This window comes from Streptomyces sp. NPDC006174, assembly GCF_040614075.1.
Lineage (GTDB): Bacteria > Actinomycetota > Actinomycetes > Streptomycetales > Streptomycetaceae > Streptomyces.
This window is the reverse complement of sequence record NZ_JBEXTJ010000008.1, coordinates 88,619-113,857: the sequence shown is the minus strand read 5'-3', so window position 1 is coordinate 113,857 and position 25,239 is coordinate 88,619. Positions and strand designations below refer to the sequence as shown.

19 protein-coding genes are annotated in these 25,239 nt (G+C 72.5%); 15 read left to right on the top strand and 4 right to left on the bottom strand.

Going from position 1 to position 25,239, the window contains the following annotated elements; all coding sequences use genetic code 11:
* Positions 1–59 precede the first annotated feature (59 nt).
* The 8 genes from ABZ267_RS19845 (at position 60) to ABZ267_RS19810 (ending at position 10,812) form a co-directional block, all read left to right on the top strand.
* A complete protein-coding gene (locus ABZ267_RS19845; RefSeq protein WP_356749617.1) occupies positions 60–2,291 on the top strand; it encodes a hypothetical protein in 2,232 nt (743 codons plus the stop codon).
* A gap of 1 nt (position 2,292) precedes the next feature.
* Positions 2,293–3,552 (top strand): hypothetical protein, encoded by a 1,260-nt coding sequence (locus ABZ267_RS19840; protein WP_356749619.1) that lies wholly within the window; start codon positions 2,293–2,295, stop codon positions 3,550–3,552.
* The gene (locus tag ABZ267_RS19835; protein WP_356749621.1) at positions 3,549–5,999 is read left to right on the top strand and encodes a GTPase-associated protein 1-related protein; all 2,451 of its coding nucleotides are present in this window, start codon (positions 3,549–3,551) and stop codon (positions 5,997–5,999) included. The genes ABZ267_RS19840 and ABZ267_RS19835 overlap by 4 nt, the downstream gene beginning before the upstream one ends.
* On the top strand, positions 5,999–7,636 hold the full coding sequence (locus ABZ267_RS19830; protein WP_356749623.1) for a hypothetical protein: 1,638 nt from the start codon (positions 5,999–6,001) through the stop codon (positions 7,634–7,636). The genes ABZ267_RS19835 and ABZ267_RS19830 overlap by 1 nt, the downstream gene beginning before the upstream one ends.
* A gap of 61 nt (positions 7,637–7,697) precedes the next feature.
* Positions 7,698–7,844 carry a hypothetical protein gene (locus ABZ267_RS19825; protein ID WP_356749625.1) on the top strand — a complete coding sequence of 49 codons (147 nt, stop codon included), beginning with the start codon at positions 7,698–7,700 and terminating at the stop codon, positions 7,842–7,844.
* An 84-nt stretch (positions 7,845–7,928) separates the two neighbouring features.
* Positions 7,929–8,591 (top strand): tellurium resistance protein, encoded by a 663-nt coding sequence (locus ABZ267_RS19820; protein WP_356749679.1) that lies wholly within the window; start codon positions 7,929–7,931, stop codon positions 8,589–8,591.
* Positions 8,588–9,484 carry a protein phosphatase 2C domain-containing protein gene (locus ABZ267_RS19815; protein ID WP_356749627.1) on the top strand — a complete coding sequence of 299 codons (897 nt, stop codon included), beginning with the start codon at positions 8,588–8,590 and terminating at the stop codon, positions 9,482–9,484. Before ABZ267_RS19820 ends, ABZ267_RS19815 begins: the two co-directional genes overlap by 4 nt.
* Positions 9,481–10,812, top strand: coding sequence for a protein kinase (locus tag ABZ267_RS19810; protein WP_356749629.1), 1,332 nt, complete (start codon positions 9,481–9,483; stop codon positions 10,810–10,812). Before ABZ267_RS19815 ends, ABZ267_RS19810 begins: the two co-directional genes overlap by 4 nt.
* 18 nt (positions 10,813–10,830) lie before the next feature.
* Here the strand turns inward: ABZ267_RS19810 and ABZ267_RS19805 are convergent, their stop codons facing one another.
* From ABZ267_RS19805 to ABZ267_RS19795, 3 genes are read right to left on the bottom strand one after another with little or no spacing between them, the layout of a single operon-like run.
* Entirely contained in the window at positions 10,831–11,649 is an 819-nt protein-coding gene (locus ABZ267_RS19805; protein ID WP_356749631.1) for an inositol monophosphatase family protein, read from the bottom strand.
* A 33-nt stretch (positions 11,650–11,682) separates the two neighbouring features.
* Positions 11,683–12,012, bottom strand: coding sequence for a hypothetical protein (locus ABZ267_RS19800; protein WP_018514552.1), 330 nt, complete (start codon positions 12,010–12,012; stop codon positions 11,683–11,685).
* A gap of 29 nt (positions 12,013–12,041) precedes the next feature.
* Positions 12,042–13,520, bottom strand: a complete 1,479-nt coding sequence (locus tag ABZ267_RS19795; RefSeq protein ID WP_356749633.1) for a hypothetical protein — start codon at positions 13,518–13,520, stop codon at positions 12,042–12,044.
* A gap of 239 nt (positions 13,521–13,759) precedes the next feature.
* On the opposite strand from ABZ267_RS19795, the gene ABZ267_RS19790 reads away from it, so the two are divergent.
* The 5 genes from ABZ267_RS19790 (at position 13,760) to ABZ267_RS19770 (ending at position 23,640) form a co-directional block, all read left to right on the top strand.
* Entirely contained in the window at positions 13,760–16,186 is a 2,427-nt protein-coding gene (locus ABZ267_RS19790) for a GTPase-associated protein 1-related protein (protein WP_356899718.1), read from the top strand.
* 334 nt (positions 16,187–16,520) lie between these two features.
* Positions 16,521–20,645 (top strand): SpoIIE family protein phosphatase, encoded by a 4,125-nt coding sequence (locus ABZ267_RS19785; protein ID WP_356749681.1) that lies wholly within the window; start codon positions 16,521–16,523, stop codon positions 20,643–20,645.
* Entirely contained in the window at positions 20,645–20,926 is a 282-nt protein-coding gene (locus ABZ267_RS19780; RefSeq protein ID WP_356749637.1) for an STAS domain-containing protein, read from the top strand. The genes ABZ267_RS19785 and ABZ267_RS19780 overlap by 1 nt, the downstream gene beginning before the upstream one ends.
* 39 nt (positions 20,927–20,965) lie before the next feature.
* Complete coding sequence (locus tag ABZ267_RS19775) at positions 20,966–21,412, top strand: STAS domain-containing protein (protein ID WP_356749639.1); 447 nt, start codon at positions 20,966–20,968, stop codon at positions 21,410–21,412.
* Positions 21,409–23,640, top strand: a complete 2,232-nt coding sequence (locus tag ABZ267_RS19770) for a GAF domain-containing SpoIIE family protein phosphatase (protein WP_356749641.1) — start codon at positions 21,409–21,411, stop codon at positions 23,638–23,640. The genes ABZ267_RS19775 and ABZ267_RS19770 overlap by 4 nt, the downstream gene beginning before the upstream one ends.
* A 33-nt stretch (positions 23,641–23,673) precedes the next feature.
* Here the strand turns inward: ABZ267_RS19770 and ABZ267_RS19765 are convergent, their stop codons facing one another.
* Entirely contained in the window at positions 23,674–24,102 is a 429-nt protein-coding gene (locus tag ABZ267_RS19765; protein ID WP_356749683.1) for an ATP-binding protein, read from the bottom strand.
* A 332-nt stretch (positions 24,103–24,434) separates the two neighbouring features.
* Between ABZ267_RS19765 and ABZ267_RS19760 the strand changes: the two genes are divergently transcribed.
* Both ABZ267_RS19760 and ABZ267_RS19755 read left to right on the top strand, forming a co-directional pair.
* Complete coding sequence (locus tag ABZ267_RS19760) at positions 24,435–24,755, top strand: STAS domain-containing protein (RefSeq protein ID WP_356749643.1); 321 nt, start codon at positions 24,435–24,437, stop codon at positions 24,753–24,755.
* Between the two features lie 115 nt (positions 24,756–24,870).
* The gene (locus ABZ267_RS19755) at positions 24,871–25,230 is read left to right on the top strand and encodes a hypothetical protein (protein WP_356749645.1); all 360 of its coding nucleotides are present in this window, start codon (positions 24,871–24,873) and stop codon (positions 25,228–25,230) included.
* The last annotated feature ends 9 nt before the right edge of the window (positions 25,231–25,239 follow it).

The window sequence follows — 25,239 nt, the reverse complement described above, 5'->3', positions numbered from 1 at the left end:
CCCGGATCTGCTGGGATGGGTCGTGGCGGGAGCATGAGCGGTGAGCACGGGGGCGCACGGTGGGGCTGGAGTTCGGGCACAACCTCGGGCAGCGGCGTGCTCTGCGCGGGCTGCCGCTCTCGCCGCTCGTCCCGGAGTACCGGGCGCTGGCCGACCGGCAACAGGCCCTGGGCTTACGGCACATCGGCGACGCTCTCGCCGAGCGCGGGCGGGCGCTGCGGGTGCTCGACGGGGTCTTCGAGGAGCGCGCGCCGCGTCGCTGGCAGCACCTCGGGGCGGGTCGGATCCGTGAGCTGAGCGGCGTACGCGGTGGAGCGTACGGGCCGCTCCTCGCTCAGCTGGAGGCCGTCCAGCTCCAGGACCCCGCCGCACTGCGCCGCGTCCTCCTCTACCAGCTCACCGAACTCCTCCAGGCCCATCCGCAGGGCTCCGAGCCCGCGACCGCCGTCGGCCTCGGGATCTGCCCGCAGGAGGCGCGCGTCCTCGTCCGCGCGGCGGCCGGCCGCCACCGGCTGGACGGCCGACAGCGCGGTGCGGCCGAAGGGTTGGAGGACGCCTGGAGCAGCGGCAAGGTGCGGCGGGCCGCGCGTCTTGCGGCCCGGCTGCCGGTGGACGGCGGCGGTGACACGCTGCTGCGCGGTCGGCTGGCGGACATCGCGTCACGGGTGAAGGAGGCGGACCGGGCGCTCGACGCGGCGCGGGAGGCCGAGCGGTCCGGTGACGCCCGCGCGGCCCAGGCCGGTTTCCTCACGGCCGCCCGGTTGGCCGCCGACTGTCCGCGCGCCGTGCTCGGCCTCGTGCGGGTGCGCCCGGCGGACGACGGAAGCGCGGGCCCCGGTGACGTACTGGGGGTCCGCCCGGCCCCCGAGACCGTGTCCCTCTCCCCCGCGCACCCGGCCACCGACGCGTCGGCCGACCGGCGGGTCCTGCGGCTGACCCGGGTGCCGGGCGGTCCGACCGGGATCACCGAGATCGCGGACGCCTCGCCGGCGGGCGGCTGGGTGGACCGGCATCCGCCGTTCGGCCAGGAGGTCCGCTATGCCGCTTTCCCGCTGCGGGACGGCAGGATCGACGGACCGCCCGAGGTCTCGGACGTGCTGCTCGTCGCGCCGGACGTGTCCGGGCTGCGCTCCACCAGCGGCCGGGGCCGGATCGACGCCGCGTGGATGGAGCCGTCGGGTGCGCTGGACGTCCGGGTCCGGCTGGAGGGGCCGGACGGGCCGGTGGACGGGGTCGAGGTGCGTACGAGTGGGCTGACGGCGACCGGGCTGGACGTCGGCGCGTATGTGGTGCGGGTCCACTGCCGATACCGGTCGCCGGACGGGACCGTCGTCGAGTCGGCGGGCGCGGAGCATCACGTCTCCGTCGATCCTTGGCCCGCGCCCGTGGAGCGGCTCGACGCGACGGCCGTACAGGGGTCCGTGCGGTTCGCCTGGAGCGGTGGCCGGGACGCGGACGTACGCCTGGTCTCCTGGCCCGCCGACCCGCCGGAACCAGGCGAAGAGCTGACCTACGACCCGGCGCGGCCCTGGCCGGCGCCGCTGGACTGGGAGCCCGCGGCGGACGGCGGTCTGGTGCCGCCTCCGGGCTCGGTCACGCGGGTGTCCGCTCTGGCCGTGCTCGGCCTGCGCGCGGTGGCGGGTCCGGGGCTGGTCGTGGAGTGTCCGCCGCCGGTGGCCGGAGCGCGGGTGGAGCGGGTGGCCGGAGGCCGGGCGCGGGTGACGTTCGACTGGCCGGCGGAGGCGGGCGAGGTGGCGGCCACGGTGGAGCAGGACGGCCGGAGCACCGTGCACCGGGTGACCCGCAGCACGTATGTCCGGGAGGGGCTGTACGTGGACGTGGCGCCGTCCGCGTACTCGCTCACCCTCTCCGCCGCGCCTCGGACGCCGGACGCGGTGGTCGTTCCTCCGCCGGGCGGCGCGACCCGGGGCCCGGCGGACATCGCCGTCAGCTACCGCATCGTCCCCGGTCCTCGCCGGGCGCTGCGCCGAGGGCCCGCGCTGCTGCGGGTCAGCCTCTCGTGTCCGGGTGAAGTCCCGGCGGATCTGCCGGAGTTCGTGCTCGTCGGCCGTACCGGCAAGGGCCGTGACCCGATCCGGCCGCGCACACCCACCGACGGGACGACCCTGCTCCGGCTCGACGGCGGCACGCTGCGCCCCGGCGACCCGGTCGAGCTGCCCGTACCGCCGGGCCTCCGACCTCCTTACGTCCTGCGCGGTTTCCTCCTCGGCGAAGGGGCCGCCGACGTACGCCTCGACGAACCCTCTCCGACGAACCTGGTGGTGCGCTGACATGACGACCGTCATCTGCCCCTACTGCTTCGACCGCGCACCCGCCGCGCGTCTGCCCTACCGCTGTCTGATGATGGCCACCGGAGTGCGCGGCGGCACTCCGTGCGATGCCGAACCGGACGACGTATGGGCGGACTTCATGGGTCCGAGCCTGCCGCCGTCGCGGCGGCTGCGCGGCCCGGTCTTCTTCGCGCCGCGCACGCTGGCGACCCTGCGCGGCACCTCCGCCCGCCAGCCGTGCCCCAAGTGCGGAGTGGCGACGGCGGTACGGGTCTGCCGCGGCTGCCACAACGACTTCCCCAGTGAGTACTGCGACCAGGACAGCCGCATCATCGCGCTGGTCGGCGCCAAGGCGTCCGGCAAGAGCACCTACGTGTCGGTGCTCGTCAACGAACTGCGCGGCCGGGTCGGCCGGGAGTTCACCATCTCGTTGCCGGCGATGGGGGCCGAGACACAGCGCCGGGACCGGGAGATGGAGGAGGATCTGTACGAGCGGCTGCGGCTGCCGGACACGACGCGTCCGGCGGCGATGGGCTTCAACGATCCGCTGCTCTACCGGCTGAGCGTGCCGCGCCGTGGCCGGTACGCGAAGGGCAGCAGGCACACCACGCTGGTCTTCTTCGACGCGGCGGGCGAGGACCTCAAGAGCGCGGAGGCGATGGCCCGTTACACGCAGTACCTGGCGGCCGCCGACGGGATCATCCTGCTCGTCGATCCGCTCCAGATGGGTTCGGTGCGCGACCGCAGCGCGTCGGCGGACGGGCCGCCGCTGCCCGCGGTCGAGACGTCGCCGCAGCAGATCGCCTCCGACCTCGCCGCTCAACTCCGCTCCCACGGACGGAGCGTGTCGCGAGGCCGGGTCACCACGCCGATGGCCGTCGCCGTGACGAAGACGGACGCGCTGCGGCCGCTGCTCGGCTCGCACTCGCCGCTGCTGCGCAACGCCGGCCACTTGGGCGGCGAACACGATGACGACGACCGGCTCGCCGTACACGAGGAGTTGAGGTCTCTGCTGAGCGACTGGGATTCCGGAGTGCTCTGCCGTCAGCTGGAGAACGACTTCGCCGAGCTGTCGTACTTCGGCCTCTCGGCCCTCGGCGCACCGCCACCCGCCGACGCACCGGCCGACGCACCGAAGTCGGGCCCGCAGCCGGTCCGCGTGGAGGATCCGCTGCTCTGGCTGCTGGGCCGGCGCGGCCTGATCCCGGTGCGCAAGAGCCAACGGGAGAGCCGGGACCGTACGGGGAAGGCCGACGCATGAGCCTGGGACAGCTGCACTACACCTCGGCGCCGCCCGGTCCGGACGGCTCGGGCTTCCGCTTCACGGCGCTCACGCCGGGGCTGCCGCAGTCGGTGCTCCGGGAGGCCGAGCAGCTCATCGGCTACGAGCCGCCACGGAACGCGCCTTCGCGTCCCTCGGCGGCCGAACTCGAAGCTTTTCCCCGGTCGTTCAGCTACAGCGAGCTGTCCGACGGCAGCCGGCTGCTGGCCCGTACGGTCTACACGGGCGCCGACTACAGCGGCCGCTGGGGCAACTTCCACGCGCATGCCGTGCACCTGGCGCCGGGCCGGCAGCTGCCGGACGGAGCCCTGCCCGTCAGCGCCTGGGAGTCGCCCGTGTGGGCCACGGCCACGCCTGCGGAAGGCGCACCGGCGGCGTTGGCCGCGCTGCCGCCCTCCAGCGGGCTGGACCGGGACGGTCTGATCGCCTTCGCCGCGTCCCGGGAGCCGTGGCTGGCCGCCGTGTTCACCGATCTCCAGCGTCAGGCCGAGGACGACACGGCCCCGCAGATCGTCCTCGTGGAGCCGGACAGCGCCGATGTGGCCCGCTGGGTGGTCCTGGCGAGCACGGTGCTGCCCCGGCCGGCCGCCCACCGGCTGACGTTCACCACCTACACCCGGCGCCCGCACCTCGCCGGGCAGCGGATCATCGGCGTTCTGCCGGACGACGCGCACGGACTGGCCGGTTCCGGGCGCCGCTACCGGGTCCACGACTGCACCGTCCCGCCCGCCGCCGACGGGCCGGAGCCGAGCCCGTGGGCGGTGGCCGCCGCGCGGATCTGGTCGGCCGGTGCCGTCGAACTCTTCCCGCACGCGCACCGGCTGCCTGGCGAACCGTTCACGGCGGGACCCGTATCGGCGCTCGCGCTGTGCGCCGGGATCGACCTGCCGTCGCCGCACCGCACGGCGGCGGCCCGGTGGGCGTGCGAACACCCGGCCGAGCTGGAGGAACGCGAGCTGGACGGGCTCGTACAGACGCTGGCGGCAAGCCGGCGGGAGGCGGTACCGGTGGCCGAGACCGCCGCTCTGGCCGACCTGTTCGCCCGGGTCGGCGCGGGTCTGCGGCCGGAGACGGCCGCGCCGCTCGCCGCCCGTCTGCTCACGGCCGCCGTCCGCTCGCCCGAGCCGGTACGTCCGCCGGAGCGCGGAGCCCTCACCGACGCGGTGGCCCGGCAGCTGGCGGCGGAGCTGGGTCCGGAGCTGCGGGCCGGGATCGCGGACGCGTCGGACGGCTTCGCGCGTCCGCTGCGGCTGCTGCGGGTGGCCGGTCTCCTCGCGGTGGAGTGCGCCGACCTCGTTCCGCCGCTCGCCCACCGGCTGGCGTCCGCGCTGCTGGCCGATCCGTCCGCGTACGGAGGTGAGCTCCACGAGACCCTGACGGACCGGCCCGACCTGCACACCGCCTTGTTGCGGGAGCTCGACACGGCGGCGGCGGCCGGTCCTGCCTCCGTCACCGTCCTGCTGGAGCGTGCGCCGGTGGCTCTGGAGAGCGTGGAGGCGCTGCCGTATCTGCGGATGTGCGGCTGGAAGGCCCGTGGCCGGTCCGGCGGCGGCGACCGGAACGGTGAGCTCCGGGCCGTGCTGGAGGCGGCGCGGGTCTCCGTCTTCGCGCATCCGCCGCTCCTGCGCATCGCCTTCCGCCTGGTGTGGGGTTCCACCGCGCCGACGCCGCAGGAGGCCCGGTACGTCCTGGCCGAGACCGGGCCCGACGTGCACCGCGCGGCGGAGACCTGGCCCTTCCTCGTCACGGCCGCGTTCAACGGCCCGCCCGGAGACCCGCAGGCGGACGAGCTGGCGCACGAACTCCTCGCCGCCTTCGCCAAGGAGCTGCGGCCCCACGACCGGGCGGCGCTGCTGCTGCTGGAGTTCGCCAGGGACCTGCGGGCGGGCGGTGCGCCGCCGGGCTGGGTGGACCGGATCCTCGGCCTGCGGAGCACCGCCGACCCGGTGAACCCGCCGGTCCTGGAACACGTCGGCGGCAGGCTCGCGCGCCGGCTGCTGACCGGCCCCGGCGCGGGCCGCGAGCTGGACGACCTGATCCGCAGCGGCGACGCGGACCTCTGCGCGGCCTACGAACGGGCCGCGCAGGAGGACTCCGTACGGGACCAACTCCAGTGCGACCCGCACTACTTCGCGGCCCGCTTCGTCGACTGGAACCGGCACCCGCAGGCGGGCGGCGCCTGGAGCGAGGTGCGGGGTGCGCTGCTGGACGGAGTGCTGCGGCCGGCGGCTCGGGCGCTGAGCGCCGAGGATCTGGCCGCCGTCGAAGCGGCCCTGTCCCAGCGGGGCGCACGGCATGCGGAGGACTTCCGCGCCTGGAACCGGCCGGGAGCGCTGGGCCGGCTGGGGCTGCGGTTCGGCGGGAGGGAGGGCCGGACGGGCAAGGCGGCTCCCCGCCGCCGGGGCTCCCGGGACGGAGGCGCCTGATGGGCTGGCTGATCACCGCCGTCGTCTGGCTGACGATCGCCGTCTGGGCAGCGGTCTGCCTGTTCCGCGCGTTCTGGGAGTTCCTCGCTCTGGCGCTCGGCGCCTCCACGCAGGCGCTCCGTCCCCGGACGCCCGGCACGCCCGACCGCCGGATCCCGTCCGTCGGCTCCGAGCCCGCGCAGCGCGCGTACTGGTCGCAGCTGATGTGGGTGGACACCTCCACCTCCACCCGGGCCGCCGCCTCGGCCGTACGGCACCGGCTGCTGGGCCGGTGGATGGCGGTCACCGCCCGGCGCATGTTCACCGGGCAGCAGCCGTCCACCGGCTACCGCTTCGACCACTGGATCGCCCGCTTCGTCGTCCGCCTCCTAGCCACGGGCACCGCGCTCGGCGCGATCACCGGGGCGCTGCTCGCCTCGGCGGTGATGGTGCTGGTGCACCTGGTGATGTGGCTGCTGGTGGGCCTGGTGTGGCTGGTGGCGGTGGCCGGGGTCGGCGCGTTGCGCGGTGCGGACCGGAGCGTGGCGCTGGTGCGGCGGGTCCGGATGAAGTGCCCGTATCCGGGCTGCTACCGGGCCTTCCCGCTCGCCGTGCACCGCTGCCCTGGGTGCGGTGCGGCCCATCGGGAGCTGCGGCCGGGCCGGTTCGGCGCGCTGTGGCACCTCTGCTCGTGCGGCCGCCGGATCACCGCCGTCTCGCTGGCCGGACGCGACCGGCTCGCCGTCGAGTGCCCGCACTGCGACCGGTCGCTCCCGGCCGGGATCGGGCGTCTGAGGATCGTGCACGTGCCGGTGATCGGCGGGACCTCGTCCGGCAAGACGATGCTGATGGCAGCCGCCGTCACCGGACTGCACGCGAGCACCGGGCACAGTCCGCTGAAGGTCGAGTTCGCGACGGACGACGACCGGCGGGATGTGGTGGACCTCGACGGGCAGCTCAAGCACGGTGGTTGGGTGCGCAAGACCCAGGGCGGCCAGCCCCGGGCCCTGATGCTGCGGATCAGCCACCGCCGCAGACACCGGCTGCTGTACCTCTACGACCCGATGGGCGAGTCCTTCTACGACGTGGACTCCACGCGCCGCCAGGAGTATCTGGCCCACGCGGACGGCGTGGTCCTGGTCGTCGACGTCCTGGCCGATCCTCAGGTGCGCCGGTCTCTGCCGGCCGCCGATGAGGAACTGGCGCGTGAGGCCGGACCGGCGGAGCCGGGCCCCTGGCAGACGTACCAGACGTTCACGGGCGAGCTGTCGGCGCTGGCCGGAAGGCGTCGGCGCGGCCGGCTGCCGCTGGCGGTGGTGGTCACCAAGCGGGACGTGCTGGACCGGATCGAACACCTGCGGGTCCCCGACACGGGTGTCGGCCCGTGGCTGGCCACGATCGGTCTGGACCCGTTGGTACGGGATTTGGGCCACCGCTTCCGGACCCGGCGGTACTGGGCGCTCAGCGCCTACGCGGCCACCGGGACGGGCCCGCTGGTGAGCGAGCAACGGCGGTCGGCGGAACCGGTGTTGTGGATACTGGCCCGTACAGGCCTGCGGGTCGGCAAGCTGCTCTCGGAGGACCCTGCGGCCGGCCCGCCTGCCGCGTCCGTGCCAGGCCCGCGCGATGCTCCCGTACAAGATCGTTCAACCCGCTGACGGAGCCTGACGTGGTCGTTAAGGTCGTTCACGTCCGAGAAGAGAGGGACGGTCCACGCCCATGCCGGTCGTCACACCGAACGTCACGCGAGGACGTCGGCTGCTCCTCACGCTGTTCGTCATCGCCTCCGTCCTGGTCCTCGGCGGGCTGCTGGCCTGGGGGCTGGAGTTCCTGCGCGAGCAGGTGACCGGATGGCTGGGCGAGTGACGGCCCCGTTTCCCCCGCAACAGCACGACGGATCACACACCATGACAAGGAGGGCTTCGAGTGAGTGACATTCCCGGCGGTCCCATGGCGAACCGGCCGGTCCACTTCATCTGGCTGCTGGACTGCTCCTACTCCATGCAGGGCGAGAAGATCGGACAGCTCAACTATGCGATCCGGGAGGCGATTCCGGAGATGCGGTCGGTGGCCCACGACAACCCGGCGGCCCAACTCCTGTTGCGTACGGTGACGTTCTCCACGGAGGCGCGCTGGCACCACAAGGACCCGGTGCCGGTGGACGACTTCACCTGGCAGGACGTCCAGGTCGACGGCATGACCAACCTGGGCGAGGCGCTGGAGGTGGTCTCCCGGGAGTTCCAGACTCCGCCGATGCCGCAGCGGGCGCTGAAGCCGGTGCTGGCGCTGGTCTCCGACGGCGTGCCGACGGACGACTGGAAGACGGGCCTGCGGGCGCTGGACGCCACGCCGTGGGGCAAGAAGGCGGTGCGGGTGGCCATCGCGATCGGTGCGGACGCGGACCGCGGTGTGCTCCAGGAGTTCCTGGGCAACCCGGAGTTGCAGCCGCTGGACGCCAACAGCCCGAAGCAGCTGGCGGCGGCGATCCGCTGGGCCTCGACGGCCGCGGTCAAGGCCGCCTCGCAGCCGGTGGCAGCGCCTTCCGACACCACACTGAAGCAACCGCCTTACGCACCACCGCAGTTGGACGACGACGATGACGACGTCTGGTGAGCGCACCTGAGCGCCCGCTGTGGGAGACGCTCGAACACAGCGTGCGGGGAGTCAACAAGCAGATCAACCAGGACTGGTACGTCACCGAAGGATCCGGCTCCGCGGGCGATCCGCTGATCCTCGCGGTGGCGGACGGCCATGGCTCGGCGGCGCACGCCCGCAGCCATATCGGTGCGCGGTGCGCGGTCGACCTGTTCGCCGCTCAGGCCCGCACGTTCGCCGAACTGGCGCGCTCCGAGGGCCCGGACGGCACGCACAGCCTGAGCTGGCTGATGAACTACGCGCGCAACGAGCTGCCGCGGCAGCTGGTGGCCGCCTGGCAGGAGAGCGTGCTCTCCCACTGGGACCGCCATCCGGAGACGGCGAACCCGGCCGCCGAGCCGCCGCACAAGGGCCAGAAGCTGCTGCTGTACGGGGCGACGCTGGTCGGTGCGGTGCTCACGCCGCAGGTGTTCGCGGCCTGGCAGCTCGGCGACGGAGAGCTGACGGTGATCGGGGCCGACGGGGCGGTCGCGCTGCCGCTGGCCCCGGTGGAGGCGGATCTCGGCGACGAGACGGAGTCGCTCTGCAGCCGGCACGCCTGGAAGATGATCCGGGTGCACTGGGCGCCGGTCGCCGCGCGGGAGCGCACTCCGCGGCTGGTGGCCCTGTCCACCGACGGCCTCTCCAAGAGCTTCGCCTCCGACGAGGGGTTCGCGCAGTTCATGACCGGTCTCGACCAGCGGCTCGCGAAGGCCGGCGGCCCCGACGACGTACGCGACGCCCTGCCCGGGTGGCTGGCCGAGGCGGCCCGCTACTCCGGCGACGACACGACCCTGGTCGCCGCCCGGCGGCCCGAACCCGACGCGGCGGACCACGGTCCCGCGGCAGACGAACCACGGAGTGATGCATGACCGGCATGCTCGACGGAGGAACGCTCCTCACCGCTGACGACGGCGAGTCCGTCCGCGTCATCGACATGCTCGGCGCCGGTGGCCAGGGGGAGGTGTACCGGGTGGCGACCGCGTCCGGCGACCGCGCCCTGAAGTGGTACTACCCGTCCTGTGCGACGCCCGAGCAGGACGCGATCGTACGGGAGTTGGTGGCCCGGGACTTCGACGACGACCGCTTCCTGTGGCCGACGGCGTACGTGCCGTCGGGCACCGGCGCGTTCGGCTATCTGATGGACCTGCGGCCGGACCGGTTCAAGGGGCTGCCCGACCTCTTCCGCCGCAGGCTGCACACCACGCCGCGCGCCCTGCTGACCGCCGCGCTCTACACGGTGGAGGCCTACCAGGCGCTCCACTCGCGCGGGATCGCCTACCGGGACATCTCCTGGGGCAACATCTTCTTCGACCCGGCCAGTGGTGACGTCCTGGTCTGCGACAACGACAACGCCGTGGTCGAGGGCGACAGCACCGGCATCTCGGGAACCATGGAGTTCATGGCGCCGGAGCTGGTGCGCGGCGACGCCGGAGCGAGGCCCGGCACGCAGACGGATCTGCACTCGCTCTCCGTGCTGCTCTTCATGCTCCTGATGAACCATCATCCACTGAAGGGCAAGCGGGAGTTGGAGATCCACTGCCTGGACGAGGCGGCGGAGAAGCGGCTGTACGGGAAGCAGCCGCTGTTCGTCTTCGATCCGGCCGACCCGGCGAACGCTCCCGATCCGGTGGAGCAGTCCACCGTCCTGCAGACCTGGGCGGTGGCGCCTTTGGCGCTCCAGGACCTGTTCACGCACAACTTCACCGTGGGCCTCCACCAACCCACCGCGCGGGTACGTGAGTCGCAGTGGCGGGACGCGCTGCGGTCGGTCCTGGACGCCGTCGTCAACTGCGCCGACTGCGGCCGCCAGAACATGACGCAGCCCGCCGCGACCACGGCGGGTACGTGCTGGTCCTGCGGCAGCGCTCTGATCCTGCCGCCCCGCCTGACCATCCTCACGCCGCTGCCACGCTCCGAGCGCCACGTCCGGCTGGGCCGGGCCGCGCGGGTGCACGAACACCACCTGGCGCCGGAGCCCTCACGCCACGACTACAGCGATGCCACGCTCGTGGCCGAGCTGACCGAACATCCGAGCAGGCCGGGCAAGTTCGGGCTGGCGAACCGGTCGTCGACGAGCTGGACCGGGACGCGCTCCGACGGCACCTCGCAGGAGATCGCACCGGGCCAGACGGTTCCGCTCCGCGCGGGCCTGCGGCTGGATCTCGGCGGCGCGCAGGCGGCGGTGCACGCCAAGTAGCCACGGAGCGACCGGACTTCATCCGGCGCGGACCATCGACATCAGCAGCCCGTGCGTCTCCGCGTCGGCGGCGGCCACCAGCCCGTGGCCCTCGCCGACCGGAGCGCCGTCGATCCCGGTGACCACGCACCCCGCCGCCCGGCACAGCGCGATACCGGCGGCGAAGTGCACGCTCCCGGAGAGGTCACCGCCGTCGGTGACGTACGCGGCGCGCTTCCCGGCCGCGACCCAGGCGAGGGCCAGCGTGGTGGAGACGACGCGCGGCCGGAAGTGTTCGGCGAAGCCGGAGTGGGCCAGCAGGTCCACGGCCCGGAACGCCGGCGCGCTCGGGAACGGCGGATCCAGGTTGACGTCCACCAGCCGGGTGGCGGAGGTCGGTGTCAGCGGGACGTCGTCGGTTCCGTCCCGCCGTACGAGGGCGCTCTCGCCGTCGGTGAAGAAGACCTCGCCGCCGAACGGGTCGGCCACCGCCGCCGCACCGTCGCGCAGCGCCACGTTGACGGCCACCAGCAGGTTGCCGACGGCGTAGTTGAGCGTGCCGCACAGCGGGTCGACGAGCCACTGGCGTACGGCCCCGTCAGGGCCGGCGCCCTGCTGTCCGCCCTCCTCACCCAGCACCGCGTCACCGGGACGGGCGGCCTGGAGGACGCCGAGGATCGCCTGCTCGGCCTCCACATCGGCGGCGGTGGCGAAGTCTCCGGCGCCTTTGTCGACGCGGTCGAGCCGCCGGCCGTACAGAGAACGGACGACGAGAGCGCCGGCCCGCGCCGCGGCGACGGCCACCTCGGCGTCGGCGGGAGCGTGGGCATCACCGGAACACGCGGCTGAGCTGATCATGTGCGCAGGCTACCGAGGCGAGCCCACCACCGCTCAGAGTCCGACCAGCCGCCCGATCTCCTGCGCCAGCGCGATCCCGCCACTGCCCGCCGCGAGTCCGACCGTCAGCGTCTCCAGCGCCTGCCGGATCCGGCCCTGGTCGGCGGGCCGGCCCTCCTCGCCGGCCCGGACCAGCTCGCCGCGCACGATCTCCGCCTGAGCGGCGAGCTCCGGCCGCGCCGCCTCCTGGCGGACGAGCTGGACGAGGTCGGCGGCCAGCTTCAGCGCCTCGGCCGGAGGCGTGCCGTAGGTGACCTCGATCTTTCCGTGGTCGCCGAAGTTGCTCGGGCCGGAGATGTCGCCGTGGAAGTTGTACGTGCTCATGCCTCTCCTGGTGATCGGTGGGTGCGGGCTCAGGGGGTGGGGCCCGTGGCCGCCGGGGCCTGAGAGCCCTGGCCGTAGGCGGCGGAGATCTGTCCGTTGTTGCCGATGTTGGCGGGTCCGGTGATGTCGCCGGAGATGTTGTACGTCTGGGTGTTGATGACCTGCTGGGCCTGGTCGAAGGAACTGGTGTCCACGTTGTGCGCCTTCAGGAACCGCTCGGTGGCGATGAGCACGCCCTGCTGGAGCCGGTGCAGGAAGTCCTGCGAGTCGGTGCGCTCGGAGTGGCCCAACTGATCCCAGGAGGCGACCCGTTCGCGCAGGCTGTCGGTGGTGCCGTAGTCGTACAGCGCGTGCTTCTTGGTGATCTCCTTGCGCGCCTTCTCCAGTTCGCGGGCGCGCCGCTTGCGCTCGGCGTTGCGGCGCCCGATCCGTCCCGGTGCGCCGGTCAGGCCGGACCAGGTGTGCGAGGTGGCGAACCGGACCAGGCTCCACCAGCGTTCCCATCCGCCGCGTGGGATGTAGTCGGCGCCGTAGTAGCGGGCGTGCAACGGAGGGATGCAGTAGGCCGCGACCTCCCAGGAGAGGCTGGGGTGCTGGAGCCGGGCGCGCAGGTGCATGGAGACGATGACCCGGCCGCCTTCGCCGACCCGCTCCAGGCTGAGGTAGGTCCGCATGCCCGCGCCGGGCTTGAGCAGCCCGGCCTTGACGAACGGCGGCGGGATCTCGCTGTTGGGTGGCCGCAGCCGGTCGGGCAGCACGTCGTCGCCGAGGTAGACGACTTGGCGGCCGAGCACGTAGAGGCGGTTCTGCGCCCGGAGTCCTTCGAGACCGGCGAGGTTGCCCAACTCCCTTGCCAGGTAAGTGTGGAGGTCGACGGCGTCGAAGGGGACCAAGGTCGCCTTGCCGCCGCCGGGCGCGTCGGCGGGGCGGCTGATGTCGATCGGCTGCCAGACCGTCTCCTTGATCTTGTCGCCGCTGCCGACGAAGGGATTGTGCCGCTCGGCGCTCTGGGTGTACGGCACCATGTTCGGCCGCCGCAGCCCGCGCAGCCGCGCTTCGACCTCGTCGGCGACCTCGGGCGCGAGATCCTGCGGGCGCGCGGTGTTGTAACGCGCTTCGAGGGCGTCGGTGCGCGCCTGGGTCTCGGCCCGGTGCACCAGCCACCAGGTGCACCCGAGGACGAGCAGCAGGACGGCGACGGCCGCTTCCGCCAGGCCGGGTGCGCCGGCCACCAGGCCGCCGATCACGGTGAGCACGGCGAGCCACCACACCGCGCAGAGCCAGGCCAGCCTGCGGTCGCGCAGGTCCGTCCGTGCGGTCGCGCGGTGCGCGTGGCGGGCGAGCGCCAGCAGGTTCACGCCGAGCGGCAGGCCCATCGCGGTGAGGCGGTCGCCGGAGAGCTCCTGGTGCGCGTACCGGGCGAACGCGTCGTCCAGATGGACCGACGAGCAGAGCAGTCTGGTGGTCGCGTCCTTGTCGTACATCGGCAGATTCGGCACATGCCGCATCGCTTCCCCCTTCCGGAGCGCCCGGTCCGGCGCACCCCGCACAGTCTTCTACACAACGGCCTCCCGCACGTCGCGGATCGACCCTGAGGCCGGCACCTGACGCAGCGTAGGGACACCGCCTCCGTCCTTGATAACGTCGCCACCGCGGCCGTGGACTCCTCCCCCGACCCGGTCGCGTGTGGGTGGAGCGGGGACCCGGGCGGCAGGACGAAGAGGGCCGACAATTGAGCCTTGCACAGGTGCACCACATATCCGCCGCGCCGGGGGACGAGGAGACGGCGGGCCGGTTCACGGCCGTCGGGTCGGGAGTGTCGGCGGCGCTGCTCGCCGAGCTGGAACCGCTGGTCGGATACACGCTCCCCGACGGCACCTCGCACCGGCCCACGGACCCCGAACTCCGCTCGCTCCCGCAGGCGTTCACGTACGCGGTGCTGTCCGACGGCAGCCGCGTGGTCGGCCGTACGGCTCCGGCGCGCGGCGACGGCACGGCACCGGTCCGGTTCCACACGCACGCGGTGCACCTGCCTCCGGGCGTCCCGCTGCCGGGCGACCGGCTGCCGGTGGAGGCGTGGCGGTCGCCGCATTGGGCCGCCACGACACCGGTCGGCGGCGCGCAGCCCGACCCGCTCTCCATGGTGCCGCCGGGTCCCGCGCCGGTACGGGAAGGGCTCGACGACTTCGCCGTGTCGCGCGGCCCGTGGCTGGCGGCCGTCCTCGCCGATCTGCGCCGAGCCGGCGAGGAGGAGGCTCCGGCATCCGGCGGGCCGGTGGTGCTGGTGGAGCGGCAGAGCGCGGACGTTGCGCGCTGGCTGGGGCTGGCGGCGGTGACGCTGCCGAAGGAGAGCGTGGAGCGGCTGACGTTCACCACGTACACGCGGCGGCCGGGGAGTTCGCCGCTGCGGGTGGTGGGCGCGCCGCCCGAGGACGCGGCGGCGGCGCGGGAGGCCGGGCTGCGGGTCCATGTGTGCGCGGACCGGCCGCCGGTGGACGCCACGCCGGACGCGTGGGCGCGCACGGCGGCCCGGGTGTGGCGGAGCCGGGCGCCGGAGCTGTTCCAGGAGGCGCGCGAGCTGCCCGGAGACCCGTTCGCCGCCGGCCCGTTGGCCGTGATCGCACTGTGCGCCGGAGTGTCTCTGGGTCCCGATGAGCGTGCGGCGGCGGCCGGTTGGGCGGCGGAGCGGCCCTACGCGCTGGACGCGAAGCGGATCGGCCAGCTGGTGGAGGCGCTGACGTCGCCGGGGATCGATGACCGTACGGGCTCCGAATTCGACGCGGTGGGACGGCTGTTCGGTGCCTTGGACGGCCGGTGCCCGGCCTCGGTCACGACACCGCTCGCCGCGATGCTGGTGACGGAGGCGGTGCGGGGCGGCAACGGTTCGCTGGAGCTGCCACGCCGGGACGCGTTCACTGGCCCGGACGGCGAGGCGATCGCGGACGTGCTCGGCCCGGAGATCCTGGCGGAGCTGGAGAGCGGTGCGGGCGGAGCGAGGCCGGTGGCACGCGCCGTACAACTGCTGCGCGTCGCACGGCTGTTGGACGTGGACGGTACACAGGTGCTGCCGGAGGTCGTCGACCGGCTGGCCCGGACGAGCCTGACGGAGGCGGACGGTTCCGAAGGAACACCTGCCTTCGCTCCGGCCCTTCTGGAGCTGCTGGACGAGCAGTTCGACGTACGGACGGCGTTGCTCGGCGCGCTGGACCGGATCGCGCCCGACGACCCGGCGGCGGTGACCCGGTTCCTGGAGCGGGTGGCGCTGCCGTTCACCGGGACGCAGGCGCTGCCGCACCTGCGGATGTGCGCGGAGGCGCCGAGGGCGATGACGACGCTCGGCCGGGACCGTGCGGCGATCTGGCACCGGGTGCTGCGGGCGGCCGGCCTCTCGCCGTTCGCCGAGCCGTTGGTGCTGCGTACGGCGGTGGGCCTGGTCTGGGAGGACCGGGCGCCGACGGTCGAGGAGGCCCGGCTGCTCCTGGAGGCGGCGACCTCGGACGCGCACCGGGCGGCCGGGACGTGGGCCCGCCTGGTGGACGCGGCGCTCGGCGCCCCGGCGGACACGGAGGACGCGACCGCGCTGGCGCACGACCTGCTGCGGGCCTTCCCGCAGGAGACCGGCGGCCGGGAGCGGGCCGCGCTCCAGCTCCTCGAACTCTGCCGCGACCTGCGCTCGGGCGCACCGGAGCCCGGGTGGACGGAGCAGGTCCGCACACTGCGCGACCGCGCCGCACCGCTCGAACCGGCGGTCCAGGAAAGGGCGTTCGCCGCTCTGGTCGAACGCCTGCTGGCCCCGGACCGGCCGGGCGCGGAGCTGTACGCCTTCGTCCGGAGCGACGACGCCGACCTGATCGCCGCCTACGACCACGCGGCCCGCGCCGAGCCGACCCGCGCGCGACTGCGCACCCACCCCGCCTACGCGGCCGACTGCTTCACCAACTGGACCGCCCACCCGCACGCGGGCACCACCTGGGCGACCACGGCCACCGCTCTCCTGGAAGAGGTACTGCGCCCGGCGGTACGCGGGATGACGGCGGAGGCCGTGGCGGAGGTGGAGGAGACGGTGGGCCGCACAGGCAGCAGCGGCCGGGCGAACGCCTTCCGCGACTGGAACCGGTCACGCGCACTGGGCCGCCTGGGACGGCGGATCGCGGGGCGTGTGCGGCGGGGCTGACCCGGACCGTCGATCTCGGCCGCACGCGAATCGTACGTGCGTACGTTCCACTCTGCGAACCGCGCCGCCGCCGTGCGGGCCTCCGCCAGGTGCTGCCTGCCGTGGCATCCGCACCGGACGCGGTTGTCTTATCCTACGTAATGCGCCGGCGAATCTTCGGGCGGTGGGAGAGCGCCGGGTGTTCCCCGCGGGGTAGAAGGTTGGGGTGTTTGCCGGTCGGCGGCGCTGTGGAGCGGCCTCGGGCGGTACTTCGCATGAAGAGGTTGAGGCAAGTGAAGGGGTGTCTGCTGTGACGCGCTCGGAGGACGGTGAGCTCACCATTCCCTCGGCTGCCATGGACGAGGTGTTCACGGCCGACCGGAACATCGGCCGGGAACTGGCCCGGGTGGACTGGTCGGCGACGCCGCTGGGAGAGCCGCAGGACTGGCCGCAGAGTCTGCGGACGGCCGTGAGCATTCTGTTGTCGTCGAAGTTCGCCATGTGGATGGCGTGGGGACCGGAGCTGACGTTCTTCTGCAACGAGGCCTACCGGCGCGACACCCTCGGCCAGAAGTACCCCTGGGCGCTGGGCCGGCCCTCCGCCACGGTGTGGTCGGAGATCTGGGACGACATCGCCCCTCGGATCGACACCGTCCTGAACAGCGGTGAGGCCACCTGGGACGAGGGTCTGCTGCTGTTCGTGGAGCGCTCCGGCTACACCGAGGAGAGCTACCACACCTTCTCCTACAGTCCCCTGCGCGATGACGGCGGCGCTGTCGTCGGCATGCTGTGCGTGGTCAGCGAGGACACCAAGCGGGTCATCGGCGATCGCCGGATGGCGACCCTGCGCGACCTGGGCTCCGACCCCAGCGTCATCCGCACCGAGCAGGAGATGCTCGACTTCGCCGGAGAGCAGCTGAGCCGTAACCCGCACGATCTGCCCTTCACCCTGACCTATCTGTTCCAGGACGACGGCAGTGCCCGTCGCGCCTCGGTGACCGGCCTTGCGGCCGCTCATCCGGCCGCGGCGGACATCCTTCCCGCGGACTCCGCCGCGTGCTGGCCCGCCGACACCCCGGCTCGGGGCGAGTCCGTGCTGGTGCCTCTGGACGGCGAGCCGTTCACGGACCTGCCCACCGGTGCCTGGGAGAAGGCACCGGCCCAGGCACTGGTCGTGCCCCTGCTGCAGCAGGGTGGAGCGCCGTACGGATTCATGGTGGCGGGTCTGAACCGTTTCCGTGCCCTGGACGAGGACTACCAGGGCTTCTTGGAGCTGGTCGCCGGACACATGGCCGCCGGGGTCGCCAGCGCCCGCAGCTATCAGGCACAGCAGCGCCGTGCCGAGGAGCTCGCTGAGCTGGACCGGGCCAAGACGACGTTCTTCTCCAACATCAGCCACGAGTTCCGCACCCCTCTGACCTTGATCATGGGGCCGGTCCAGGAGCTGCGGGAGCAGCTCGCCGACGCGGAGCCGCGCGTGCGCGAGGAGCTGGAGGCCGTACACCGCAACGGTCTGCGGCTGGGCAAGCTGGTCAACACGCTGCTGGACTTCTCCCGCATCGAGGCGGGTCGGATGCAGGCGAGCTACGAGCCGGTCGACCTGGCCACGGTCACCGGCGCGCTGGCCAGTGTGTTCCGTTCCGCCGTCGAGAACGCCGGCCTGGACTTCCGTGTCGAGTGCGAACCGCTGCCTGAGCCGGTGTACATCGATCGCGGCATGTGGGAGAAGGTGGTCCTCAACCTTCTCAGCAACGCGCTGAAGTTCACCTTCGACGGCTCGATCCGGGTCGGCGTGGGCGTCCAGGACGACGAGGCCGTGGTGCGGATCACGGACACCGGGATCGGTGTGGCAGCCGAGGAGATGCCCCGGCTGTTCGAGCGGTTCCACCGTATCGAGAACGCCCGCTCCCGCTCCAACGAGGGCAGCGGCATCGGCCTGGCGCTGGTGAAGGAACTGGTCGGCCTGCACGGCGGTGTCATCACGGCCGTCTCCGCCGAGGGCGAGGGCACCAGCTTCACCATCCGTCTGCCTTTCGGCTCTGCCCACCTGCCCGCCGACGCCGTCCGCACCGAAGCCGGCGACGACACCTCTCCCGGCACCGCCGACCCCTTCGTCCAGGAGGCCCTGCGCTGGCTGCCGAGCGGGCAGACCGGTGTGGCGGTCGGCGAACCGCACCGAGTGCCGCAGGCTGCCGGCGAGGCGCCTGCGGCCCGCCTGTCGGCTCAGGCGCGGGTACTGATCGCCGACGACAACGCCGACATGCGCGAGTACCTCGGTCGGCTGCTGCGCGGCGCCGGATACCAGGTCCACGCGGTCGACGACGGACAGCAGGCCCTCGAAGCCATTCGCGCGGACGCCCCCGATCTCGTGGTCAGCGACGTCATGATGCCCCGCCTGAACGGCCTGTCCCTGGTGCGAGCGCTGCGCGCCGACTCGCGTACCGCCTCGGTGCCGGTGGTGCTGCTGTCCGCCCGTGCCGGGCAGGAGGCGTCCATCGAGGGTCTGCAGGCGGGCGCGGACGACTACCTCGTCAAACCGTTCGCCGCCGCCGAACTCCTGGCCCGCGTCGAGGCCAACGTGAAACTGGCCCGGCTGCGCAACCACCACGCCCGGTGGCGCACCGCTCTGATCGACTCACTGCAGGAGGCGTTCTTCGTCTGTGACGAGGACGGCGCGGTCATCGAGATCAACACCTCCTTCACCGGCATCCTCGGGTACGGCCCCGAAGACCTGCCGTACCAGCCGGTACACCCGTGGTGGCCGGATGCCGCCACCGACCCCGACGCCCACCGCCAGGTTGCCGAGGCATTCACCACGCTGACCGGCCAGGAACGCGGTAGCTACACCATTCCCGTCACCCACCGCGACGGACATCGCCTGTGGGTGACGGCCACGTTCAACCAGGTCCAGGACCCCGACACCGGCCGCACGGTGATCGTCGGAACCTTCCGCGACGTGAGCGCCGAGCACTACGCCATCCAGCGCGAAACCGCCCTGGCCGCTCTGAGCACGCGTCTGTCCCAGGCCCCCAGCCTGGCCGAGGCCCTCGATGGCTCTCTCGAGGAACTGAAGAAGCTGTGGCGTGCCGAACAGGTGACGGCCGTGGTCTTCGGTCCCGGTGACGAGCCCGCCCTCACCTGCACCGACACCGGCCTCGTCTGGCAGGACCTGCCCGTCGAACGCCGCCGGATGCTCACCGGCCTGCGTGAACAGCCCGCGCTCACCGCCGTTCCGGGCCAGGGCGAGGCCACCGTCGTCCTGGAACACCCGCAAGGCACCCTGGCCTTGTGGATCGCCCTGGGCGAGCCGCGTCCCTTCACCGGCGAGGACCAGCTCCTGCTGTCCCTGCTGGCCGGCCACCTGGCCCAGGGCCTGGCCCGCGCCCACCAGATCGACCAGCAGCGCGAGACCGCCATCGCGCTGCAGCGAGCCATCCTCGGCCCGTCCCGGCTCCCGGACGGCTTCGCCGTACGCTACGAGCCCGCCACCCGTCCTCTGGAGGTCGGCGGCGACTGGTACGACACCGTCGCCCTGCCCGACGGTCGCATCGGCATCGTCGTCGGGGACTGCGTCGGCCGCGGCCTGGAGGCCGCCTCCGTCATGGGGCAGCTGCGCAGTGCCTGCCGCGCCCTGCTGCTGCAGGATGCCGGCCCCGCCCAGGCGCTCATGGCCCTGGACCAGTTCGCCGCCGGTGTCCCCGGCGCGATGTGCACCACCGTGTTCTGCGGAGTTCTCGACACCCGAACCGGGCAACTCACCTACTCCAGCGCGGGACATCCCCCCGGCATCCTCGTCCGGCCCGACGGCACCACCAAGCTTCTCGAAGACGGACGTTCCCTGCCCCTGGCCGTACGGCCAGGCAGGTCGCGGCCCGAGGGCAGCTGCACCATCTCCGCCCGTTCCACCTTGCTGCTGTACACCGACGGACTGGTCGAACGCCGACGCCGTCCGCTCAGCGCGGGCATCGACCGGGCCGGCGAGGCCCTTCAGGACGGCCGGGACACCGCGGTCGACGATCTCGCCAGCGCCGTGATGTCCCGTCTGGCTCCCGACGGCGGCTACGACGACGACGTCGCCCTGCTGCTCTACCGTCACCCGGCTCCGCTGGAGATGTCCTTCCCAGCGGAATCAGGCCAGCTCGCTCCCGTCCGGAAAGCTCTGCGCGGCTGGCTCGACCAGTGCGACCTGCCGCCGGGCACCGCGCAGAACGTCCTGGTGGCAGCGGGCGAGGCCTGTGCCAACGCCATCGAGCACGGACACCGCGACGCCCCCGGCGACACCGTCTACTTCCGGGCCGAGGCCTTCGTCGACAACCTGCACCTGACCATCGCCGACACCGGCCGGTGGAAAGTTCCCCAGCCCGAACGCAACGCCCACCGCGGCCGCGGTATGGGACTGATGCGTGCCCTGATGCAGCAGGTCACCGTCACCCAAGGACCGGCCGGGACCACCGTCGACATGCACGCGAGGATCGCCTGATGACTACGCCCCTGACCCTCACGGCCAGTCGGCGGCCGGATGGCACGACCGTGCTGACCGCGGTCGGTGAGATCGACATGAGCAACACCCAGAGCCTGGCCGCCGCGCTCGACGACGCACCCGGCCGCCTCGTCCTGGACCTGAGCGACGTCGAGTACCTCGACAGCGCCGGCCTGAGCGTCCTGTTCCCGCACGCCGACCGCCTCGAACTCATCGCCGGCCCGCTCCTGGCCCCCGTCCTGAGCATCTCCGGACTGACCGACCTGACCACACACCACTGAGGACCACACCGTCCCGACCGGCGAAGACCGGCCCATATCATGGGCGTCACTGAGAACCATGTGGAGGAAACCGAAGTGTTCGCGGTAGACGTCAGGCGGGACACACGAGGAGTGGTGTTCACTCTGCGCGGGGATCTCGACTTCCACAGCGTGGTGCAGCTGTACGAGGCCGGCGAGGAAGAACTGGGCACAGGCGGGGAGACAGGGGCCGTGGTGGTCGACTGCGCCCACCTGACCTATTGCGACTCCACCGGCATCAGCGCCCTGCTGAAGCTTTATCACCAGATGTCCGCGCAGGACGGGGTTCTGTGCCTGGCTTCCGTGACCGACAATCTCAACCGCCTGTTCGAACTGACCGGGCTGAACCAGGTCTTCTGTCTGCACACCGACGCCGAGGAGGCCCTGAACGCCCACAGGCATGTTCCCGGAGCCGTTGCGTCCGGCGCCGACAGCGCGGCACGGACCGGCACGGAGCACGGCAGATGACGGGCGCACCGGACCAGCGGGCGCACCCGCCTGCCCAGGCACCCGCGGTACCGCCGGCACGTAACGCCGCATCCAGCGGCGTGGACGACGATCTGCGGTCGCTGTTCGGGCAGTCGATGGTCCTGTTCGCCTCCATGGCCGGGCCGGCTCACCTGCTGGAGGCGGCGAACCCGGCGTTCTTCACGGCGATCGGCGGAATCGAGCGCACCCGTACCGGCGTGCCGCTGGGACGGCTCATGCCGGAACTGGTCGAGCAGGGCTTCATCGCTCTGCTGGACCGTGTCTACCGCACAGGTGAGGCCTACACCGGCCGGGACGTCCGCGTGATGCTGGGCGAGGGAGCGGATGCCCGCGAGGGGTTCTTCGACTTCACCTACGAGCCCCGTCTGGACACCGGCGGCAACGTCATGGGCGTGCGGATGATCGGGTTGGAGACCACCCAGGTCAAACAGGCGCAGCGGCTGACAGCCGAGCACCGGGCCCTGCTGGAGCAGATCGCCCGCCAGGCCCCTCTCTCCGAGGTGCTCGAAGGCATGGCGCGGGCGATCGAGGATCTCACTCCTGAGGAAGTGCTGGTGTCGGTACTGCTCGCCGACGCCGACGGCCGGCACCTGCGCCACGGCGCCGCACCGAGCCTGCCCGACTTCTACAACCAGGCCATCGACGGTATCGCCACAGGCGAGGGCGTCGGCTCCTGCGGCACCGCCGCTCACCGCCGCCGGCCGGTGATCGTCACCGATATCGCCACCGACCCGTTCTGGGACGACTTTCGCGACCTGGCCGACAAGGCCGGTGTGGCCGCCTGCTGGTCCACCCCGATCCTGGCCCGCGACGGTTCGCTGCTGGGCACCTTCGCGATGTATCACCGCGTCCCGCGCATCGCGCAGGAGGCCGACCTCGCACTCGCCCGGGTCTTCGCCGGCACCGCCGCCCTGGCCATCGAACGCCACCAGGCCGAACAGGCGTACCAGGCGGCCGAGGCTCGCGAGAAGACGGCCCGCGACGACCTGGCCTTCCTCCTGAACGCCAGCACCCTCCTGAGTACCGACCTGGACGTCGCCCAGACTCTCAACCGCCTGGCCGAAGCTTGCAGCCCGCGCCTGGCACCGCTGTGCGCGGTCGATGTCATCGAGGGCGGACGGGTACGCCGGGTGGCCACCGCCGCCCCCACTCGGTGGCAGCAGGATCTGCTCGCCGCCCACATCCCTGTCTACGACGGCGCCGACGACGCCGTCGCGCGCGTCCTGGCCTCCGGCGTGACCGAAGTGGCCCGGCGGACCCCTACCGGCCCCGGCCCCTGGCACGATCTGGGCGTCACCGGCTATCTGTGCATCCCCCTGCTCGACCGGGACAGAGCCTTCGGCGCCGTGACGCTCCTGTCCACCGGCGGGTACACCTTCGACGGACACACCGTCGCCCTGGCCCGGGAGCTCACCGGACGCGCCGCCCTGGCCGCGCGCAACGCCCGCCAGTACACCCACCGCGCCGTCCTCGCCCGCGATCTGCAGGCAGGGCTCCTCCTGCCCGAACTGCCCTGCGTGCCCGGGGCCGAGGTGGCCACCTACTACCATCCCGCCGGCGAGGGACTCGACATCGGCGGCGACTTCTACGACGTCTTCCCCCTGCCCGACGGCCGATGGGCGTTCCTGCTCGGCGACGTCTGCGGCCGCGGCGCCATCGCCGCCACCACCACCGCCCTGGTACGCCACACCGCCCGCGCCGTCGCCCCCCTCGTGCCCGGTCCCCAAGAGGTCGTCGAAGCTGTCAACCAGGCCCTGTGCAACCGGCCCGCCGGACACGGCACCGGATTCGTCACCCTCGTCTACGGCCGGCTCACCCCTACCGAGCACGGCCTCGACGTCGAACTCGTCCGCGCCGGCCACACCCTCCCTCTCCACCTGGACGACCATGGCACCGTCCGAGCGGTCGACGCGCCCGGCGTCCTGCTGGGCATCGGGCCCCAGACCCACCTCACCGCACGCAACCTGCGTCTGCGCCCGAACGAGAGCCTGGTGCTCTACACCGACGGCATCACCGAAGCCCGCCGCCACGACAACGAACTCTTCGGCGACCAACGCCTCGCCGACGCCGTGGCGGAGGCACCGGCCAGACCCGCCGCCCAACACCTGATCGACGCCGTCACGCACGCCGTGCACGCCTTCACCGGTGGCCACGGCATCGATGACGACCAGGCCATCCTCGTCCTGACCGCCACCGAATCCAGCTGAATGCCCCGGGCCGCGAGGAAGGCGGCGGAGGGACTACCCGGCGGTCCGGCTGAAGGAAGCGTCGTCCCGGCTGTCGGAGAGGGCTATCCGCGCGCGGAGGCTCTTACCCACGGTTTCGCGGCGCACCTCGAAGCTCCGGCAGACCATGAGGACGAGTTCCAGGCCGTGCTGGCCGATGCGTGTGGGGTCGGCGGCTGAGGCCACCGGGAGGACCGCGCCGGAGTCCCACATCACGATGCTCAGCGTGGCGCCGTCCGTTTCCAGGTCCACCCGGCACGGCCCCGGTGCGTACTTGCAGACGTTCGTGGCCAGCTCGCTGACCACCAGCTGCGCTACGTCCATCGCCCGTGCGGAGACGGCCCAGCCGCGAACGGTCTGCGCACTCGTGAGGAACTCCCGCACGAAGTCACGGACCCGGGCGATCTCGCCCGAAACCATCTCGTACGAGGCACTGCCCCGCATGACGTCGATGTCGCTCACATGTGCCTCTCCTCGGCCGACTCGGACGTCACCCGGCACTCCTCGGTTCCCCCGGTCGCCTGCAACGCGATCCGTTTCTGTCCGGTCCGCGCCGTCTGTGCGTACCTGGCACGCATACTTTCAGACTTCCCTCCGGTGTGGGTGAGCAGGCGGCTCCTGCTCCGGCAGGGTCAGGCGGCGGAGAGACCGTCCTGGATGGTCGGGTGGACACACGCAGGACCGTGTCGGCGCGCCGTGGAAGAAACCGCCCGTCTGGAAGCTCTTATGCCGAGGCCGCTGTCCGGGGCCTGTGAAGGCTTGAGATACTCCTCCTCATGACGACCCGTGAGCCGCTATCTGACAGCTCTGGTCCGTTGCCGGTGCTCTCTCCGCTCGGAGAGTTCGACATGGACAACGTGACGCCGCTGCTCGCGGAGATCGAGACGGTGATCGCCGTGCACGGCCTGGTAATCCTCGACGCCAGCGGCATCACCTTCGCCGACTCGTCCTTCCTGAGGATGGTCCTCGCCGTCCATCAGCGCGCCGACCTACGGATCCTCGCGCCTTCCTCCAAGGTGGCCCGGGTGTTCGACCTCGCCGGCGTCGACAAGTACCTGCGGATCTACCCGACCCTCGAAGAGGCGTGCACCACCTGAACCGCTGCTGTGCTGGACATCACCGACGCATGGACGCACCGGTGCGACCCCCGCACCGCGAAACCGACCGCACCGCAGGGCCGGCGGCCGAAGCCGCCGACTAGAATCGGGTTTCATGTCGAAGCCTGACGCGTTGCTCGTCGATGTGGCCGCCCTCGTGGAGTCCGGAAGCAGCAACCAGATGTCACTGACCGTCGTCGCCGGGGGTGCCGTCATCACCGGCCGGCTGGCCCCCGAGGCCGTCTGGCGACAGCGGGTGTCGGAGGTCCTGGCGGACTCGGCCCAGCTGGGCGAGTTCTCCGCCGCCTTCACCGCCACCTCGCGCGAGGAGGGGCGGCCCACGCATCTGCACTTCCATGTGGCGCGCATCCTCCAGGGCTCGGTGGGGATCCCGGAGACGGGCGGGATGTACCGCGTGGCGATCGAGGACGTCAGCGCCTGGACCATGGGCGACTTCAGCTACTCCGACCACTGACCGCACCGC

What these genes read in the sequence shown, in the direction of transcription:
- ABZ267_RS19840 (WP_356749619.1), top strand. Translation starts at nt 2,293, where the DNA reads ATGACGACCGTCATCTGCCCCTACTGCTTCGACCGCGCACCCGCCGCG.
- ABZ267_RS19825 (WP_356749625.1), top strand. Translation starts at nt 7,698, where the DNA reads ATGCCGGTCGTCACACCGAACGTCACGCGAGGACGTCGGCTGCTCCTC.
- ABZ267_RS19810 (WP_356749629.1), top strand. Translation starts at nt 9,481, where the DNA reads ATGACCGGCATGCTCGACGGAGGAACGCTCCTCACCGCTGACGACGGC.
- ABZ267_RS19765 (WP_356749683.1), bottom strand. Translation starts at nt 24,102, where the DNA reads ATGCGGGGCAGTGCCTCGTACGAGATGGTTTCGGGCGAGATCGCCCGG.
- ABZ267_RS19820 (WP_356749679.1), top strand. Translation starts at nt 7,929, where the DNA reads ATGGCGAACCGGCCGGTCCACTTCATCTGGCTGCTGGACTGCTCCTAC.
- ABZ267_RS19795 (WP_356749633.1), bottom strand. Translation starts at nt 13,520, where the DNA reads ATGCGGCATGTGCCGAATCTGCCGATGTACGACAAGGACGCGACCACC.
- ABZ267_RS19775 (WP_356749639.1), top strand. Translation starts at nt 20,966, where the DNA reads ATGGGCGTCACTGAGAACCATGTGGAGGAAACCGAAGTGTTCGCGGTA.
- ABZ267_RS19835 (WP_356749621.1), top strand. Translation starts at nt 3,549, where the DNA reads ATGAGCCTGGGACAGCTGCACTACACCTCGGCGCCGCCCGGTCCGGAC.
- ABZ267_RS19830 (WP_356749623.1), top strand. Translation starts at nt 5,999, where the DNA reads ATGGGCTGGCTGATCACCGCCGTCGTCTGGCTGACGATCGCCGTCTGG.
- ABZ267_RS19760 (WP_356749643.1), top strand. Translation starts at nt 24,435, where the DNA reads ATGACGACCCGTGAGCCGCTATCTGACAGCTCTGGTCCGTTGCCGGTG.
- ABZ267_RS19805 (WP_356749631.1), bottom strand. Translation starts at nt 11,649, where the DNA reads ATGATCAGCTCAGCCGCGTGTTCCGGTGATGCCCACGCTCCCGCCGAC.
- ABZ267_RS19755 (WP_356749645.1), top strand. Translation starts at nt 24,871, where the DNA reads ATGTCGAAGCCTGACGCGTTGCTCGTCGATGTGGCCGCCCTCGTGGAG.
- ABZ267_RS19780 (WP_356749637.1), top strand. Translation starts at nt 20,645, where the DNA reads ATGACTACGCCCCTGACCCTCACGGCCAGTCGGCGGCCGGATGGCACG.
- ABZ267_RS19770 (WP_356749641.1), top strand. Translation starts at nt 21,409, where the DNA reads ATGACGGGCGCACCGGACCAGCGGGCGCACCCGCCTGCCCAGGCACCC.
- ABZ267_RS19785 (WP_356749681.1), top strand. Translation starts at nt 16,521, where the DNA reads ATGGACGAGGTGTTCACGGCCGACCGGAACATCGGCCGGGAACTGGCC.
- ABZ267_RS19800 (WP_018514552.1), bottom strand. Translation starts at nt 12,012, where the DNA reads ATGAGCACGTACAACTTCCACGGCGACATCTCCGGCCCGAGCAACTTC.